This window comes from Streptomyces plumbidurans (genome assembly GCF_019857225.1).
Classification (GTDB): Bacteria; Actinomycetota; Actinomycetes; order Streptomycetales; family Streptomycetaceae; genus Streptomyces; species Streptomyces plumbidurans.
Genome location: NZ_JAFJSY010000001.1, coordinates 243924 through 261097, shown reverse-complemented (window position 1 = coordinate 261097; position 17174 = coordinate 243924). Strand labels below are relative to the sequence as shown.

At 72.0% G+C, this 17174-nt stretch carries 17 protein-coding genes; 7 read left to right on the top strand and 10 right to left on the bottom strand.

Annotated features, from left to right (window positions below):
* Positions 1-7: 7 nt before the first annotated feature.
* Positions 8-1072: a type III polyketide synthase gene (locus tag JYK17_RS01125; protein WP_222809566.1), complete on the bottom strand. Its 1065-nt coding sequence runs from the start codon at positions 1070-1072 to the stop codon at positions 8-10.
* A gap of 110 nt (positions 1073-1182) precedes the next feature.
* Between JYK17_RS01125 and JYK17_RS01120 the strand changes: the two genes are divergently transcribed.
* Complete coding sequence (locus JYK17_RS01120; protein ID WP_222809565.1) at positions 1183-1836, top strand: thiaminase II/PqqC family protein; 654 nt, start codon at positions 1183-1185, stop codon at positions 1834-1836.
* Between the two features lie 63 nt (positions 1837-1899).
* Here the strand turns inward: JYK17_RS01120 and JYK17_RS01115 are convergent, their stop codons facing one another.
* From JYK17_RS01115 to JYK17_RS01095, 5 genes are all read right to left on the bottom strand, one after another.
* The gene (locus JYK17_RS01115; RefSeq protein WP_037781537.1) at positions 1900-2136 is read right to left on the bottom strand and encodes a DUF6213 family protein; all 237 of its coding nucleotides are present in this window, start codon (positions 2134-2136) and stop codon (positions 1900-1902) included.
* A gap of 25 nt (positions 2137-2161) precedes the next feature.
* On the bottom strand, positions 2162-3556 hold the full coding sequence (locus tag JYK17_RS01110) for an NADP-dependent succinic semialdehyde dehydrogenase (RefSeq protein WP_108009797.1): 1395 nt from the start codon (positions 3554-3556) through the stop codon (positions 2162-2164).
* Positions 3557-3634: 78 nt separating this feature from the next.
* Positions 3635-4111, bottom strand: coding sequence for an NUDIX hydrolase (locus JYK17_RS01105; RefSeq protein WP_222809564.1), 477 nt, complete (start codon positions 4109-4111; stop codon positions 3635-3637).
* On the bottom strand, positions 4108-5646 hold the full coding sequence (locus JYK17_RS01100; protein WP_222809563.1) for an ATP-dependent DNA ligase: 1539 nt from the start codon (positions 5644-5646) through the stop codon (positions 4108-4110). The genes JYK17_RS01105 and JYK17_RS01100 overlap by 4 nt, the downstream gene beginning before the upstream one ends.
* A 152-nt stretch (positions 5647-5798) precedes the next feature.
* The gene (locus JYK17_RS01095; RefSeq protein WP_222809603.1) at positions 5799-6776 is read right to left on the bottom strand and encodes an NAD(P)/FAD-dependent oxidoreductase; all 978 of its coding nucleotides are present in this window, start codon (positions 6774-6776) and stop codon (positions 5799-5801) included.
* Between the two features lie 91 nt (positions 6777-6867).
* On the opposite strand from JYK17_RS01095, the gene JYK17_RS01090 reads away from it, so the two are divergent.
* From JYK17_RS01090 to JYK17_RS01065, 6 genes are all read left to right on the top strand, one after another.
* Positions 6868-7461, top strand: coding sequence for a helix-turn-helix domain-containing protein (locus tag JYK17_RS01090; protein WP_108009789.1), 594 nt, complete (start codon positions 6868-6870; stop codon positions 7459-7461).
* 83 nt (positions 7462-7544) lie between these two features.
* Positions 7545-8522, top strand: coding sequence for an NADPH:quinone oxidoreductase family protein (locus JYK17_RS01085; RefSeq protein ID WP_128803796.1), 978 nt, complete (start codon positions 7545-7547; stop codon positions 8520-8522).
* Complete coding sequence (locus JYK17_RS01080) at positions 8519-9700, top strand: acyl-CoA dehydrogenase family protein (protein WP_108009785.1); 1182 nt, start codon at positions 8519-8521, stop codon at positions 9698-9700. The genes JYK17_RS01085 and JYK17_RS01080 overlap by 4 nt, the downstream gene beginning before the upstream one ends.
* Positions 9697-10770, top strand: coding sequence for an acyl-CoA dehydrogenase family protein (locus tag JYK17_RS01075; RefSeq protein WP_222809562.1), 1074 nt, complete (start codon positions 9697-9699; stop codon positions 10768-10770). The genes JYK17_RS01080 and JYK17_RS01075 overlap by 4 nt, the downstream gene beginning before the upstream one ends.
* A gap of 171 nt (positions 10771-10941) precedes the next feature.
* Positions 10942-11805: a phosphatidylinositol-specific phospholipase C/glycerophosphodiester phosphodiesterase family protein gene (locus JYK17_RS01070; protein ID WP_222809561.1), complete on the top strand. Its 864-nt coding sequence runs from the start codon at positions 10942-10944 to the stop codon at positions 11803-11805.
* Positions 11806-11916: 111 nt separating this feature from the next.
* Positions 11917-12111, top strand: coding sequence for a hypothetical protein (locus JYK17_RS01065; RefSeq protein ID WP_108009779.1), 195 nt, complete (start codon positions 11917-11919; stop codon positions 12109-12111).
* A gap of 24 nt (positions 12112-12135) precedes the next feature.
* On the opposite strand, the gene JYK17_RS01060 is transcribed toward JYK17_RS01065, so the two are convergent.
* From JYK17_RS01060 to JYK17_RS01045, 4 genes are all read right to left on the bottom strand, one after another.
* Positions 12136-13344 (bottom strand): phosphodiester glycosidase family protein, encoded by a 1209-nt coding sequence (locus tag JYK17_RS01060; protein ID WP_222809560.1) that lies wholly within the window; start codon positions 13342-13344, stop codon positions 12136-12138.
* Positions 13345-13500: 156 nt separating this feature from the next.
* Complete coding sequence (locus JYK17_RS01055; RefSeq protein WP_128803799.1) at positions 13501-13878, bottom strand: DUF779 domain-containing protein; 378 nt, start codon at positions 13876-13878, stop codon at positions 13501-13503.
* A 69-nt stretch (positions 13879-13947) separates the two neighbouring features.
* Positions 13948-16302: an ABC transporter permease gene (locus JYK17_RS01050; protein ID WP_222809559.1), complete on the bottom strand. Its 2355-nt coding sequence runs from the start codon at positions 16300-16302 to the stop codon at positions 13948-13950.
* Complete coding sequence (locus JYK17_RS01045) at positions 16299-17045, bottom strand: ABC transporter ATP-binding protein (RefSeq protein WP_108009773.1); 747 nt, start codon at positions 17043-17045, stop codon at positions 16299-16301. The genes JYK17_RS01050 and JYK17_RS01045 overlap by 4 nt, the downstream gene beginning before the upstream one ends.
* Positions 17046-17174 lie beyond the last annotated feature (129 nt).

Below are 17174 nucleotides of genomic sequence, written 5' to 3'. Positions count from 1 at the left end.
GCCGTACTCACGCCGTCCCTTCGCCCGGGCGGTGCCAGCGGCCCAGGCTCATCTCCGCGGTGATGCCGGGACCGAACCCGGCCAGCAGCCCGCGCGCCCGGTGCTGGACGGCGCCCTCGTCGAACAGCCGACGCAGCGCGTCCAGGACGACGGCGCTGGCGATGTTGCCGTACTCGGTGAGCGTGGCCCGGCTGAAGCGGAAGGCGTGCGGGTCGACCTGCAGGAACTTGCTGAGGTCGTCCAATATCCGGGGACCGCCCGCGTGGATGATGTAGAAGTCCAGGTCGGAGGCGTCCCAGCCATGCCGGGCGGCCAGCTCCTTCAGCGCCGGGGCCAGCGGCTCCATCGTGCCGGGCACCCGCTTGTCCAGCAGGAAGTGGAAGCCGGTGGCCCGGACGTCGTACATGATCCACTCCTCGGTCTTGGGGATCAGGTACGAACCGTTGCGCTCCAGCTCCATGCCCTCGCCGCCCCGGCCGCGCACCACCGCCGCGGCGATCCCGTCGCCGAACAGGCCGTTGCAGAGCAGGGAGCCGACGCCGAGATCGGTGGGCTGGTAGCACAGCGAGCAGAACTCGCAGGCGACGATCAGCACATTGGCGTCCGGGTAGGCGCGGCAGAAGTCGTGCGCCCGGTTGATCGCCGCGCCGCCTGCCGCGCAGCCCAGCTGGGCCATGGGTATCTGGCGGGTGGTGCTGTCGAAGTCCATGGAGTTGATCAGCCAGGCCGTGAGCGAGGGCATCATGAAACCCGTGCACGACACATAGACGATCACGTCGATGTCGGTGCTCAGGAGCTCGGCCTCGTCCAGCGCCCGCTGGACGACAGCGGGCACCCGGGCCTTCGCCTCGTACTCGTAGACCTTGTTGCGGTCCTCGAAGCCGGGGTGCCTGAGGGTCTCCTCGATGGGCTGCACGATGTGCCGGGTCCGCACACCGGTGTTCTCGATCAGCCGGAGGGCCAGCGGCAGTTGTGGATGGTCGGCGTGTCGGGAGCGTGCCAGCTCCAGCGTCTCCTCCATCGTGATCACGTGCTCTGGTACGGACACCGAGGGTCTGCACAAAGTGGCCATGCTTCACGATCACCCGTCGGGGCGACTATCTCCCGTCGGACTACTCCGAACCGGGGACCCCGTGCCAGGGTCGGATCAGCAGCCCCACATCCGAGACCACGGAGGACGCGATGACGCGTACGGCCACGGAACTGCTGGAGAACGCCGCCAGGACACTGGCCCCGGACCCCGCCGCCAACCCCCTCGTACCGCTGATCGCCCGCGGCGACGCCTCCCGCGACACCCTCGCCACCCTGGCCCTGGAGCAGCACTGGGTGATCCCGGCGGACCGCACCGCGTTCCTGCATCTGGCGCAACGCACGAACGAGCCCGACATCGCCGCGTACTTCGAGACGCTCGCCGAGGGCGAGACGCTGGCCGGCCGGCACCTGGAGTCCTTCGCGGCGGCCTGCGGCATCGACGAGACCCGCACCCGCGCCTACGACCCGCTCCCCGGCTGCCAGGCCTACCCGTCCTGCATCGCCTGGCTCGCCCTCAACGCCTCCCCGGCGGACGCGGTCGTGGCCATCACCGCCAACTTCTCCGCCTGGGGCGGCTACTGCGCCACCATCGCCAAGTCCCTACGCACCCACTACGGCTTCACCCCCGAAGCCTGCGCCTTCTTCGACTTCTTCGCCGAACCGTCCCCAGACCTGGACGAGAAGGCCACAGCAGCAGTCCAGGCAGGCAGGGACACCTTGAACCTGGAACAGGCATTCCGCTACGGCCGCCTACTACAAAGCTACGAGTCCCTCTTCTGGACAACCTTGCTGCAGCTCCCCTAGGGGCGCGGGGAACTGCGCGATCAACCACACACAAACCCGCACCCGGCGACTCATAGGCACCCCCTACGGCGCACCCCCGCTGCTATGAGCAATACACGCCACATCAATCCGATCGGCCAACTTGGCCAACTCAATGGTCAACGCCGCCACCGTGTCCTCATCAAGCCCCCCTTCCCCGGACTCGACAAGCCGCACCCACCTCCCACCGACCGTCCGCAACAACTTGCTCACATCGGCGGCAGCCACCTGCAAGGTCCCGCGGTCGTCGACGATCAGAGGCAGAGTCACTTCGCGGTTCACAGACCGGATGTTAACCGCGGAGCGCTCACGCACCGTGCCAAACCGTGGTGATGTTGCAGAACTCGCGGATTCCGTGCCCGGACAGCTCACGCCCGTACCCGGAGCGCTTCACCCCGCCGAAGGGGAACGCCGGGTGGGAGGCGGTCATCCCGTTGACGAACACACCGCCGGCCTCCAGGTCCCGTACGAACCGGTCGACCTCCGCCTCGTCCCGCGTCCAGACGTTCGAACTCAGCCCGAACGGCGAGTCGTTGGCGATCAGCACCGCCTCGTCCAGATCGGCCGCGCGATACAGCGTGGCGACGGGGCCGAAGGCCTCCTCGCGGTGGATGCGCATCTCACGGGTGATCCCGGAGAGCACCGTCGGCGGGTAGTACCAGCCGGGCAGCTCGGGCCGGCGCAGCCGGTGGCCGCCGCACAGGGCCGTGGCCCCGCTGCGGGTGGCGTCGTCGACCAGTTCCTCCAGGTCGGCGCGGCCCTGCTCGGTGGAGAGCGGCCCGACGTCGGTGTCCTCGTCCATCGGGTCGCCGACCTTCAGCGCCTTCATGCCCGCCACGAACCGTTCGGCGAAGGCGTCGTAGACGTCGGTGTGCACGATGAACCGCTTGGCGGCGATGCAGGACTGTCCGTTGTTCTGAACGCGTGCGGTGACCGCGATCTCGGCGGCCCGGTCGAGGTCGGCGGACGGCATGACCACGTACGGGTCGCTGCCGCCGAGCTCCAGCACCGTCTTCTTGATCATTTCCCCGGCGGTGGAGGCGACCGCGCGTCCGGCGGGCTCGCTGCCGGTGAGGGTGGCCGCCTTGACGCGGTCGTCGCGCAGGATGTCGTCGACGGCGCCGGAGCCGATCAGCAGGGTCTGGAAGCAGCCCTCGGGGTGGCCCGCGCGGTGGAAGAGGTCCTCCAGGAACAGGGCGGTCTGCGGAACGTTGGAGGAGTGCTTGAGCAGGCCCACGTTGCCCGCCATCAGCGCGGGCGCCGCGAAGCGTACGACCTGCCACAGCGGGAAGTTCCACGGCATCACCGCGAGCACGGGGCCGAGCGGCCGGTAGCGGACCAGGACGCGCGAGGCGCCGGAGTCCTTGGCGTCGGACTCCGCGGGCTCCTCGTCGGCGAGCAGTTCCTCGGCGTGGTCGGCGTACCAGCGCATCGCCTTGGCGCACTTGGCGGCCTCCGCGCGGGCCTGCTTGATCGGCTTGCCCATCTCGGTGGTCATCACGCGGGCGATGTCCTCGCCGCTCTCGTCGAGCAGGTCGGCGGCCTTGTGCATCAGCCGGGCGCGCTCGGCGAACGTCGTCGTGCGGTAGGTGCGGAACGTCGCCTCGGCGAGCTGGAGCCGGCGCTCGAGCTCCTCCTCGCCCATGGCCTCGTACGTCTTGAGCGTCTCGCCGTTCGCCGGGTTCACCGTCGCGATGGGCATGGCTGACCTCCTGGGGGCGGGCTTGGTTCGACCTTCCCGCGCGCTGCCGTGGACCGCAACGCGTGGGCGGCCGTGGGGTTACCGGGCGTTGTCCGAGTGCTCAGCGAGCCGGTCGAGAAACGCGCTCTGCGCCTTGACGATCACATCGCGGGCGCCGTCGAGCCGGAACCAGGCCACCCGGTCCAGCTCGGGGAACTCCCGCGTCTGCCCGGAGCGCGGCGGCCACTCCATGGTGAACGTGCCGGGGGTGATCGTCGCCGGGTCCAGGTCGCCCCGGACCGCCCAGGCCGTCACGGTCTTCCCGCCGGACTGGCGGACCTCGCCCAGTTCCACCGCGTCGCCGTCGGGCGGCGGCAGTCCCAGCTCCTCCTGGAACTCGCGCCGGGCAGCGTCCCAGGCGGTTTCCTCCGCGCTCTCGTACTCGCCCTTGGGCACGGTCCAGGCGCCGGTGTCGCGCCGGGCGAAGAAGGGGCCGCCTATGTGGCCGAGGAGCACTTCGAGGCCGTGGTCGGTGTGCCGGTACAGCAGCAGGCCCGCACTCCGCTTCCCGCTCACGGGCGGACCTCCGGGTGCGCGGCGAGGAGTGTCTCGACGGTGTCGGCCTCCTCGGGGCGCTTGTCCTCGCGGTAGCGGACCACGCGGGCGAAGCGGAGGGTGACGCCGGCCGGGTAGCGGGTGGACCTCTGCAGGCCGTCGTAGGCGATCTCGACGACGAGTTCGGGGCGTACGGTCACGACGTAGCCGCTGGACTCGACGGCCAGTTCCTGGAGGCGTTCGGTCTGCCAGGTGAGCATCGCGTCGGTCATGCCCTTGAAGGTCTTGCCGAGCATGGTGAAGGAGCCGTTGGGGTTGCGGGCGCCGAGGTGGAGGTTGGAGAGCTTGCCGGTGCGGCGGCCGTGGCCCCACTCGGCGGCCAGCACCACCAGGTCGAGGGTGTGTACGGGCTTGACCTTCAGCCACGACGCGCCGCGCCTGCCCGCGCTGTAGGCGGCGTCCAGGCCCTTGACGACGACGCCCTCGTGGCCGCGCTCCAGCGTGTCGGCGAGGAACCGCTCCGCCTCGGCCAGGTCGTCGGGTCCGGAGACCAGGGTGCGGCGTACCCGCATCGGTTCGGGGACCAGCCGGGCCAGTTCGGCGTGCCGTTCGGCGAAGGGCAGGTCGAGCAGGTCGTGGTCGTCGACGGACAGGGCGTCGAAGAAGACGGGGGAGACGGGGACGGCCTCGGCGGCGGTCGCCACGTCCACGCGGGAGCCGACGCGCCCGGCGGTCTCCTGGAAGGACCGGGGCCGCCCGTCCGCGTCGAAGGAGATCACCTCGCCGTCCAGGATGAACCGCTGCCCGTTCAACTCCAGCGCGGCAGTGGTGAGTTCGGGCAGGCGGTCGGTGATGTCGTCGAGGGTGCGGGTGTAGATCCGTACGGTGTCGCCGTCGCGGTGGACCTGGACGCGGATGCCGTCCAGCTTCTCCTCGACCGCGCACGTACCGAGTTTGCCGACCGCCTCGGCGACCGAGGAGGCGCTGTGCGCGAGCATCGGGAGGACCGGGCGGCCGACGGTGAGGCGGAAGCGGTCCAGGGCGGCCGGTCCTTCGACGAGCAGTGCCTGCGCCACCGACTGCAGGGATCCCGCCAGCATCACCGCCCGGCGGACATCGGCGGGCGGCGCCTCGGTCGCCTGTGCCAGGCCCTCCACGGCGACGGCGTCCAGGGCGCCCTGCCGCACCTCGCCGGTGAGCAGTCCGAACAGGAACCGCTGTTCCTCCTCGGTGGCCGCACCCAGCAACTCGCCGACCAGCCGGGCCCGTTCGGCCTGTGATCCGGCGCCGGAGACCTTGCTCAGACCGGTGAGCAGGGCGTCCACCTCGCGCACGGTGAGGGTGGGCTCGGCGGCCGGTGGGACCGGGCTGCTCAGCACTTTCCAGCCGACGCCGATCCTGCCCTGCGGCAGCCGTCCCGCGAGATACGGGATCACGATCGGCACGTCGTCGGCCTCGGCGTCCCGGAACAGCTCCGCGAGCAGAGCGATCTTCCGGGACCGCGCCGAGGTGGCGGCGACCTCCTGGGATGCCTGAGCCAGGCGGGCGAGCAGCATCTAGCAATCGTGCAACGCGCTCTGCCGGAGCACACCCGGAACGAGGGGCGTCTTTCGGCTACTGGCTCGTTGTGGCTGGTCGCGCAGTTCCCCGCGCCCCTCAGGGCACGCGGCTCCCCGCGCCTCTCAGGGCACGCGGCTCCCCGCGCCCGTCAGAGCGCTCCGTCCAGGTCGGCCATCAGCAGCTCCCCGTTGATGGTGGCGCCCGCGCGGTAGCCGCGGCTGGCCGCGTTGATCACCTGCTCGGCGAAGCCGGAGGCGTTGCCCGCGGCCCACAGACCGGGCACGGTCGTGAGGCCGCGCTCGTCGATCACGGGGTAGGCGCCGAACGGCGTCTCCCGCAGCTCGGCCCCCAGCCGCACCAGCAGGTCGTTCTGCGGGACGGGGCGCGGCGCGACGAACAGGACCGACCGCTCGTGCGTGGAGCCTCCCCCAGAGGGGGTGCCCCCAGCGAGCCGCACCCCGGTCAGCCGGTCGTCCTCGACCACCAGCGCGGCCACCTCGCCCGGCACGACCTTGACCCCGGCCGCGGCGAGCCTGCGCAGGTCGTCGTCCGACAGATCCTTCTCGGCGACCTCGTGCAGGAAGAACGTCACGTCCTTGGACCACTGGGAGACCATCAGTGCCTGGTGCACGCTCATCGGCGTCGTGGCCAGCACCCCGAAGGGCTGGTCGCGCACCTCCCAGCCGTGGCAGTAGGGGCAGTGCAGCACGTCGCGGCCGAAGCGCTCGGCGACGCCGGGCACGTCCGGTAGTTCGTCCTTGAGGCCGGTGGCGATCACGAGCGCGCGGGAGCGGACGGTGCGGCCGCCGGCCAGGGTCACGGCGAAGTCCCCGTGGGCCCCCTCCCGGCTCGCGTCCACGGCCCGGTCCCGCACCAGCTCGACGCCGTAGCGTGCGATCTCCTCGCGGCCGATCGCGAGGAACTCCGCGGGCGGCATGCCGTCCCGGGAGAGATAGCCCTGCATATGGGCGGCGGGCGCGTTGCGGGGCTCGCCCGCGTCGACGACCAGGGTGCGGCGCCGGGCCCGTCCGAGGACCAGTGCGGCGGAGAGCCCGGCCGCTCCTCCGCCGACGACGATCACTTCGTACCGCCCGGTCTGTTCGGTCTTCTCGGTCTGCTCCGTCATGGATGACGCCATGGGTGACCACCTCCTCGTACGACAGTCGCGCCATCGCTGCCGCATTGACAAACGCGTTTGCCGAAACTGCAATGAACTCATGACTGACGACACCGAAGAGGTCCTTGCCGAGGTCGGGCCCCGGCTGCGCCGGATCCGCAAGGAGCGGGGCGCGACGCTCGCCGGGCTGTCGGCGGCGACCGGGATCTCGGTCAGCACGCTGTCCCGGCTGGAGTCCGGGCTGCGCAAGCCCAGCCTGGAGCTGCTGCTGCCGATCGCGCGGGCGCACCAGGTGCCGCTGGACGAGCTGGTCGGCGCCCCCGCGGCGGGCGACCCCAGGGTGCGTTCCGAACCGATCGTGCGTTACGGCCGCACCCACTGGCCGCTGACCCGCCAGCCCGGCGGACTGCAGGCCTTCAAGGTGCTCGAACCACAGCGCAAACTGGAGCCGGAGCCGCGCGTCCACGAGGGCTACGAGTGGCTGTACGTCCTGTCCGGGCGGCTGCGGCTGGTGCTGGGCGACCACGACGTCGTGCTCACGGCGGGGGAGGCCGCGGAGTTCGACACGCGGGTGCCGCACTGGTTCGGCTCGACGGGGGAGGGGCCGGTGGAGTTCCTGAGCCTGTTCGGGCCGCAGGGCGAGCGGATGCACGTAAGGGCGCGGCCGAAGCAGGGACGTGGCGAAGACGACTGATGTCGGCGGTTCCCAGAGCGGCAAGCGACCGCTTAGTATGCGGTTGACCCCGGTCAGACACCGCAGTCCCGTGGAGGCACCGCATGCAGGCATGGCAAGTGCACGAGAACGGCGAGCCGAGCGAGGTGATGCGGCTCGAGGAGGTCGAGCGGCCCACGCCCGGCGACGGCCAGGTGCTGCTGAAGGTGCGTGCCGCCAACATCAACTTCCCCGACGTGCTGATGTGCCGGGGTCAGTACCAGGTGCGTCCGCCGCTGCCGTTCACGCCGGGCGTGGAGATCTGCGGCGAGACCGAGGACGGCCGCCGGGTGCTCGCCAACCCCGCGCTGCCGCACGGCGGTTTCGCCGAGTACGCCCTCGCCGACGCCCGGGCCCTGCTGCCCGCCCCCGACTCGCTGGACGACGCCGAGGCCGCCGCCCTGCACATCGGCTACCAGACGGGCTGGTTCGGACTGCACCGCCGCGCCCACCTGGAGGCCGGTGAGACGCTGCTCGTCCACGCCGCCGCGGGAGGGGTCGGCAGCGCGGCCGTGCAGCTCGGCAAGGCGGCCGGGGCCACCGTCATCGGCGTCGTCGGCGGCGCCGACAAGGCCGCCGTCGCCCGCGACCTGGGCTGCGACGTCGTGATCGACCGCAAGAGCCAGGACGTCATCGCCGCCGTGAAGGAGGCCACCGGCGGCCGCGGTGCGGACGTGATCTACGACCCCGTAGGCGGCGAGGCCTACACGCAGTCCACCAAGGTCGTCGCCTTCGAGGGCCGGATCGTCGTCGTCGGCTTCGCGTCCGGCACGATCCCCAGCCCGGGGCTCAACCACGCCCTGGTGAAGAACTACGCGATCCTCGGCCTGCACTGGGGCCTGTACGGCACCAAGAACCCGAAGCTGATCCTGCACTGCCACGAGCAGCTCACCGAGCTGGCCGCGCGCGGCGCGATCAAGCCGCTGGTCAGCGAGCGCGTACCGCTGGAGGGTGCCGCGGCCGCCGTGCAGCGCGTCGGCGACGGGGTGACCACCGGCCGGGTGGCCGTCGTACCGTCCCTCGCGAACGGAGCCGCGGCATGACCGACTCAGCCGAACTCCAGCGCCGTACGGCCGAGTTGCTGGCCGCGCACCCGCCGGCCACGACCGACCGGCTCGACTTCCTCAAGGCCCGCTTCGACGCCGGGCTCTCCTGGGTGCACTACCCGGAGGGCCTGGGTGGACTGGGTGCCCCGCGCTCCCTCCAGGCCGTCGTGGACGCCGAGTTGGAGGCCGCCGGCGCCCCCGACAACGACCCGCGCCGCAACGGCATCGGCCTTGGCATGGCCGCCCCCACCATCCTCAAGTACGGCACCGAGGAGCAGAAGCAGCGCTATCTGCGGCCGCTGTGGATCGGCGAGGAGGTGTGGTGCCAGCTGTTCAGCGAGCCCGGCGCCGGATCCGACCTCGCGGCGCTCGGCACCCGGGCCGTGCGGGACGGGGACGACTGGATCGTCAACGGGCAGAAGGTGTGGACATCGGGCGCGCACAACGCCCGCTGGGCCATCCTCATCGCCCGCACCGACCCGGACGTGCCCAAGCACGCGGGCATCACCTACTTCATCTGCGACATGACCGACCCCGGTGTGGAGGTCCGGCCGCTGCGCCAGATCACCGGCGAGGCCGAGTTCAACGAGGTCTTCCTCACCGACGTGCGCATCCCCGACTCCCGCCGCCTCGGCGCGATCGGCGACGGCTGGCGGGTCGCGCAGACCACCCTGAACAACGAGCGTGTCGCCATCGGCGGCATGCGGCTGCCCCGCGAGGGCGGCATGATCGCCCCGGTCGCCAAGGCGTGGCGCGAGCGCCCCGAGCTGCGCACCCACGATCTGCACCAGCGACTGCTGAAGCTGTGGGTGGAGGCCGAGGTCGCCCGCCTGACCGGCGAACGCCTGCGCCAGCAGCTGGTGGCCGGGCAGCCGGGACCCGAAGGCGCCGGCATGAAGCTCGCCTTCGCCCGCCTCAACCAGGAGATCAGCGGCCTGGAGGTCGAACTCCTCGGCGAGGAGGGCCTGTTGTACGACGACTGGACCCTGCGCCGCCCCGAACTCGTGGACTTCACCGGCCGCGAGGCCGGCTACCGCTATCTGCGCGCCAAGGGCAACAGCATCGAGGGCGGGACCAGCGAGATCCTGCTGAACATCGTCGCCGAGCGCGTCCTGGGCCTGCCGGCCGAACCGCGCACCGACAAGGACGTCGCCTGGAAGGACCTCGCCCGATGACCGACCTGCTGTACTCGGAAGAGGAAGAGGCGCTGCGGGCCGCCGTACGGGACCTGCTCGCCGACCACTGCGACGCCCCCGGCGTCATCGCGCGCACCGAGTCCGACGCCCCGCACGACCTCGCGGCCTGGAAGGCGCTCGCCGACGGCATGGGCCTGGCCGGACTGCTGGTGCCCGAGGCACAGGGCGGCCAGGGCGCCGGCCACCGCGAAGTCGCCGTGGTAATGGAGGAGTTGGGGCGCGCGGTCGCCCCCGTTCCGTATCTCTCCAGCGCCGTCGTCGCCACCGAGGCCCTGCTGGAGTGCGGGGACGAGGAGCTGCTCGGGCAGCTGGCCTCCGGGCGGGCCGTCGGCGTGCTCGCGGTCGGGCTGCACCGTGCCCCCGGCACCGCCTTTCCCGCCGTACGACTGGAGAACGGCGTCCTGCACGGCGAGTTGACCGCGATCGCGGACGCCGTGGCGGCCGACGTCCTGCTGGTGCCGGCCGAGGACGGCGGGCTGTACGCGGTGGACGCGTCCGACGCCACCGTCACCCCGCAGTCCTCCTTGGACCTCACCCGGCCGCTCGCGACCGTCACCCTGAACGGGGCACGGGCGCGCAGGCTCGGAGACGCCGAACCCGCCGTGCGGCGCGCCCTGCGCTCCGGCGCCGGACTGCTCGCCTCCGAGCAATTCGGGCTCGCCGAATGGGCGTTGACGGAAACGGTGCGCTATCTCAAGGAGCGCAAGCAGTTCAACCGTCCGGTCGGCGGCTTCCAGGCGCTCAAGCACCGGCTCGCCCAGCTGTGGCTGGAGACCGTCAACCTCCGTGCGGCGGCCCGCAACGCGGCGGACGCGCTCGCCACCGGCGAGGACGTCGACGTCGCGGTCGCCGTCGCGCAGTCCTACGCGGCGCCGGTCGCCGTGCACGCCGCCGAGGAGGCGCTCCAGCTGCACGCCGGCATCGGCATGACGTGGGAGCACCCGATCCACCTCTACCTCAAGCGGGCCAAGGCCGACTCGATCGCCTACGGCACGGCCGGAGCCCACCGCTCCGCCGTGGCCGAACTCGTCGGTCTGCAAGCACCCTGACGCTCCCTCGGTGAAGCCCGCCCCACCTGGGGCGGGCTTTTCCGTGCGCCTGGGCGGAAGGAGTGAACAAGGGGCGGCAGTCCGGCCAACTCCTGGCATGTACAGGTTCATCGAGGCCCAATCCGCCCCATACTCCCTGTGGTTCGAACCCGCCCCACAGGGAGGCAGAACATGGCCCTCATCACCCGCCGCAGAGCGCTGACCGCGTTCGGTGCCACGCTCGCGGCCGTGCTCGCCCCGCCCGCCGGCAGCGCCTTCGCGGAAAGCGGCAAGCACCGCCCCCGCCCGCTGTGGCGGGCCCACGCCCACAACGACTACGAGCACCCGCGCCCCCTCTTCGACGCCCTCGACCACCGGTTCGGCAGTGTCGAGGCCGACATCTTCCTCGTCGGCGACCAGCTCCTGATCGGCCACACCGCCGACGACCTGGACCCCACGCGCACCCTGGAGTCCCTCTACCTCGACCCGCTCGCCAGGATCGTCAGGGCCAACCACGGCTCCGTGTACCGGGGGGAGCGCAGGCCGCTGCAGCTGCTCATCGACATCAAGACCGAGGGCTCGTCGACCTATCTCGAACTCGACCGCCATCTGCGGCGCTACCGGCACCTGTTCACCACGTACGCCCACGGCCGCGTGTATCCCGGCGCCGTCACCAACGTGATCTCGGGCGACCGTGCCGCGCGTACCCCGATGGAGGCCCAGACCGTACGGCGCGCCTTCTACGACGGCCGGCTCACCGACCTCGGCACCGCGGCGCCCGCCTCCTTCGTCCCGCTGATCAGCGACGACTGGCAGCTCAACTTCACCTGGCTCGGCGAGGGCGCGTTCCCGGACGCCGAGCGGCAGAAGCTGCGCGACATCATCGCCCGGGCGCACAGCCGCGGACAGAAGGTCCGCTTCTGGAACACGCCCGACCTGGCGGGACCGGCGCGCGACGCCCTGTGGGGCGAGCTGCTCGCGGCCGACGTCGACTACCTCAACACCGACGACCTGGCAGGACTCGAAGCCTTCCTGGACGCGCACAAAGCGGCGTAGACACCACACGTTCGGAGGACAGGTCAGCCGCCCGGACGAACCCTCCGCTACGCCACACTTGCCGCCGAACGCCGTGAAACGGACGTGGCGGCGTAGCGGAGGAGGCTGACAATGGCGATTTCCATCTCTGTGGTGCTGCTGCTACTGATCCTGGCGGTGATCTTCCTGCGCAACGGAGGCCTGAAGGTCTCCCACGCGCTGGTGTGCGCGCTGCTCGGCTTCTATCTCGCCGGCACGAACATCGCGCCCACCATTCACAGCGGCGTCAGCGCGACGGCGGACATCGTCAGCAGTCTGCGTCCGTGACGGCCGGGTCAGGACTGTTGGGGATCACCGCCCGCTGAACACCCCGATCCCGTTGGCGACCGGGCGCTCCGGGTCGACCGACGGGTGGTTGCGCACCGACACGGCCGAGGCCCCCGGCGCGCGGGCGACCAGCGTCGTCGAGCCGCCGCCGTCCAGGCTGAAGGCATCGGTCGAACCCAACGACCGCATGGCGGAGGCCACTTCGGCGATCGTCAGGCCGGTGCGGTACGCGGGCGCACCGTCCAGCGCGAACAGGAACACCCGCTTCCCGCCGTCCGCGAAGCCGACGGCCGTGCGCACGGCCGCGGTCGCGTCGTCCAGACCCGCGAGCGGACGCCCGTCCCTCAGAACCGGGTAGCCGCCGAGCGCGAAGCTGTACGGGATCCTGGAGCGGGCGGCGACCAGCCGGTGCGTCACCTTCACCGGCTCGCCCTCGAAGAACTTCCGCAGCCTCTGCGCTCCCGCCTCCCGTCCGACGAGCACCGTGGTGCCCGCGGCGATGGCGCCGTTGCCCGGGGTGTCGGAGGTGGCGACGACCCGGCCGCGCCGGACGGTCACCTCGTAGGTGTCCGTGCTGCAGGGCGCGGCCCGGTCGGTGTCGGTGCCGCAGGTGGCGCGGATCCGGGAGACACCGCCCCAGTCGGAGGTGAAGGCGCCGATCGAATCCACCGGCAGCGCGTACTGGTTGAGCCCGCCGAGCGGCAGCCGTCCCGCCGGCGTACGGATCGAGCCGGTCAGGCTCAGGGCGTCCAGGCGGGCCCTGCGGTCGATGCCCACGCCGAGCACGTCCCGGGTGCTGGTGCCGGGCGGCAGGGCCGGGCCGAAGCGCTGCCCGTCGGGCACCGCTGCCTTGAGCACATGGCCGTTCGCGATCGCCGGGCCGTCGGTCGAGCCGGTCGCCTCGACGCCCGGGTGCTGGGTCTCGGTGATGTTGAAGAAGTCGCCGTTGACACCCGCGACGGCGCCCTGGGTGTCGGCCAGTTGGGAGACGGGCGCCCGCGCGGCCACGGCTCCCGGGTACAGCAGGCCCAGGCGGACATGGCTGTCGCGCAGGTCGACGGTGATCACATGGGCGTGGGCCGGTCCCTTGGCGCCCTGGATGTCGAACTGCCGGTAGGTGACCCCCGGCGCGATCGACGTGGAGCTCTGCACGCCGCTGGCCGGTGCCGCCCCCACCAGGGCCGCACCGGCCAGCGCGCCGAATGCCGTGAGAAGCGTCAGTGCCGATCTCACCGACGCTCGAACCGTTCTTTCCGGCTTGGTCACCCCCATATCCGATCCGGTTGCCGCAACACGCCTCTGACGATGCGTCACATTGCCCCCTGAGAGAACGTCAAGTGCCTCGGGCCTCAGGGGAAGTGCAGCAGATCGGGGTGATCAATGGGATGGCTATGCGTCGACAACGCGAGAACGGGTGAGGAAACGCACCCCCTCGGGGGCTTCCAGCGAGAACCCGCTGCCGCGGCCCTCCACCACGTCCACGATCAGCCGGGTGTGGCTCCAGACCTCGTACTGGCTGCGCGACATCCAGAACGTCACCGGCTCCACCACTCCCTCGACCTGCAGCTCCGCCAGCAGGACGTCCGAGCCGCCGGTACGGAACTCGCCCTCCGGGTAGCACATGGGCGCACTGCCGTCGCAGCAGCCACCGGACTGGTGGAACATCAGCGGGCCGTGCGTGGCGCGCAGCCGGCGCAACAGATCGGCGGCCGCGGGGGTGAGTTCGACGCGCGGGATGTCCTCGTACTGCGGATTCTGCTCAGCCATGCCTCCAGGGCAGCACGGGCAAGGTTGCGAGAGGGTTGCACGCCGGGGCCGCCCCACTCGGCCGCCGCCTCACTCCGCGCGCAGCGCGGTCGCGGTGCGGATGCGGGCCGCCCAGCCCGCCGGCAGCAGCGAGCCCAGGACGGCCACGGCCGCGCCGGACAGGGCGAGCAGGACCAGTTCGGGCGTGCCGTATACGGCGAGCACTGATTCGGGCAGCCGCAGTCCGCCGCTGTGGCCCATGGCCGGTACCACCGCGTCGTGCACCGCGACCCCGAGCGGCACGCCCAGCGCGCCTCCCACGATGCCGGGCAGCAGCACCGAGGTGATGACGAGCGTGACGGTCTGACGGGGCGTCATGCCCAGCGCCTTGTGGATGCCGAGGTCCCGGATGCGTTCATGGGTGTCGAGGACGACGCCGCCCAGCACGCCGAGCGCGGCCACGCAGATCAGCAGCGCCGTGAGGAACGCGGTAAGGGCGTCGATGACCGTGACACTGTCGCTGCCGTTGACGTACTTCTCGCCGGTCGCACTGGTGCCCAGCGGCTGCAACGCCGAGTCGAGCGCCTTCACATAGGCGTCCTTGTCCGTGCCCGCCGTCAGATCGATCGCGTACGTCGTGGGCTTCAGGTCCGGCAGGGCGGACCACAGGGTGGCCGCGTCGGTGAAGACGCGGGTGCCGTCGTCGCCGGTGTCGAAGACCTCTCCGACGATCCGCACCGGCACGGGCTTGCCGTGCACTCGGAGCGTGATCGTGTCGCCGACCTTCGCTCCGGCGAGGGTCAGCACCGATGACGCGACGACGACTTCACCCGGCTTGTGGACCCAACGTCCCGAGACCATCCGGAAGCCGCCCCAGGAGGCGTCCCCGTCGTACGCGACCAGACTGATCTCCCCGGAGACACCGGCCAGGGCCGCCTGCGCGGTGGCGGTGCCGTAGTACCTGCGGGTGCCGTCCGTGTCCTCGATCGCCTTGGTGATCGCGGCGGGATCGGCGGGCGTCTGGCGGCCACCGCCCGGACGCGTGTGCGGTCCGCCCGGTCCTGGGACGGCCTCGCCGACCGTGACATCGGCGGCGTTGTGGTTCTTGGCCGCGATCACCTCGCCCAGGGAGCCGGACAGACCGGTGGCGAAGGTGACCGCCGCCGCGCCGAATACGACCGCCGCGACCATCGAGGCCGTGCGCGCCGGGCGGGCGAACGGCCGGGCCAGGCCCAGGCCGACCGGTCGGGGCAGCGGGAGTCGGGCGGCGAGGCGCGCCGCCCGTCGGCCTCGGCCGGGGGCGGGGGTGCGGCCGACGGCGAGCGCGTCCACTGTGCGCAGGCGTCCGGCTCGCCAGGCGGCGGTGCATGCGGTCACGGCGACCACGGCCAGCACCCCGCCGGCCACGGCGGCATCCAGCCAGAGCTCGACGCCGAGCCCTGCGGTGCCGTACGCGTCCTCGGTGTCCGACAGCAGCGGTACGGCGAGCAGTTGGCCCGCGACCGTGCCGAGCACCGCCCCGAGCGCGGCGGGCAGCAACGCCTGGGCCGCGCAGGCCCGTACGACCTGGCCGGGTGTGCAGCCGACCGCCTTGAGGACACCGATCCGGCGGCGTCCGGTGGCGACCGCGCCGGCGACCACGTTGCCGACGATCAGCACCGACATGACCAGGCCCAGGACGCCGAACGCGACCAGGAAGGGCACGAACAGCGAGGTACTGCGGGTGGCGACCTTCCGCACGGACAGCCAGGACTGGGCGCCCGTCAGCGAGCTGCCGGGCACCGCCGACTCCACCGCGGCCCGGTCCCGGCTCATCTCGGTGGAGGTCGCCGCGTGCGTGAACCGGTACAGCATCTGGTAGCCCTCGGCCCGGCCGGACGCGCTGAGCGCCGGGATCTCGGACGGCAGCACCCAGCCGTCGGCCGTACGGCTGACCGAGCGGGCCACGCCGACCACCGTCAACGAGGGGCTGCCGGGCAGGTCGGGGAAGGAGAGTCGGCGGCCGAGGGGCACGGCCGGTCCGGTGTCCGCCGACACGACGATCTCCCCGGCCTTGCGGACCCAGCGGCCCTCGGTCAGGTCGACCCGGTCGACGGCTCCACCGGGCGTGGCCCGCCCGACGACGGACAGCGACGCCACGGCCTGTCCGCCTAAGCCCATGACGGGAGAGGCGGTCGGGAACGGACCGGACGCTGCACCGACCCCGGCGGCCCGCGCACTCGCCGCCACCTGCGCCGACGTGGCCCGCCCGGCGTCGAACTGCGCGCTCAGATGCGCCCCGTGCTGCCGCGCGAACGCCTTGTCGAACGGCGCCCGCGACGCCACCAGCAACGACCCGCCCAGCACAGATGCCGTCACCGCGATCAGCGTGGCCAGCCCGATCACCAGCGCCTGCACCCGGCGACGGGCCGTTCCCGCGCCGACGACCCGCAAGAGCGCGCTCATCGGACCGGCTCCGTGTCGGTGCTCGCGCCGGTCGCCGTTTCGGAGGCTGTGCTCGCGCCGGCAGCCGTGTCGGTGTCGCCCGCGACGCATCCGTCCGCCAGTCGCACCGTGCGGCGCGTGCACGCCCGGGCCAGTTGCAGGTCGTGGGTGACGACCACGATCGTCTGGCCGTCGTCGTTGAGTTCCTTCAGCAGGCGGGCGACGTCCTGGCCGGAGGCGGAGTCGAGGGCTCCGGTCGGCTCGTCCGCCAGGAGCAGGGGCGGGCGGTTCATCAGGGCGCGGGCCACCGCGACACGTTGCCGTTCGCCGCCGGACAGGCGGCCCGGAAAGGCGTGGGCGTGCCGGTCGATGCCGAGCGACTGCAGCAGGGCCTCCGCACGCCGCTGCGCCTCGCGCCGCCCGAGGCCCGCCAGGCGTGCGGGCAGGACCACGTTGTCGAGGACGCTCAAGTCGTCGAGCAGATTGAAGAACTGGAACACCATGCCGATCTTCGCCCGCCGGTAGCGCGCGGCGGCGGCCTCGCCGAGCCGGTCCACCCGCACCCCGTCCACCGTGACCGTCCCGGCATCCGGCCGGTCCAGTCCCGCGACCAGGTTCAGCAGCGTCGACTTGCCGCTGCCCGAGGGGCCGAGGACGGCGACGGCCTCCCCGGCGTTCACGGTCAGCGACGCGTCCCGCAGCGCGGGCGGTCCGGTGTCGTAGCGGCGGCTCACGTCCCGCAGTTCGATCAGTGGCGTCGTCATGCCGGTCTCCTCGGTCGGGCGCATCGACTGGGTGCCTCGACGCTAGGAACGCCACCGGGGGCGGCACGACGGCCCACGGGGGTAATCGCCGTACCGCAGCGGGAGGAGGCCGTGGAGCGTCATCCCTGA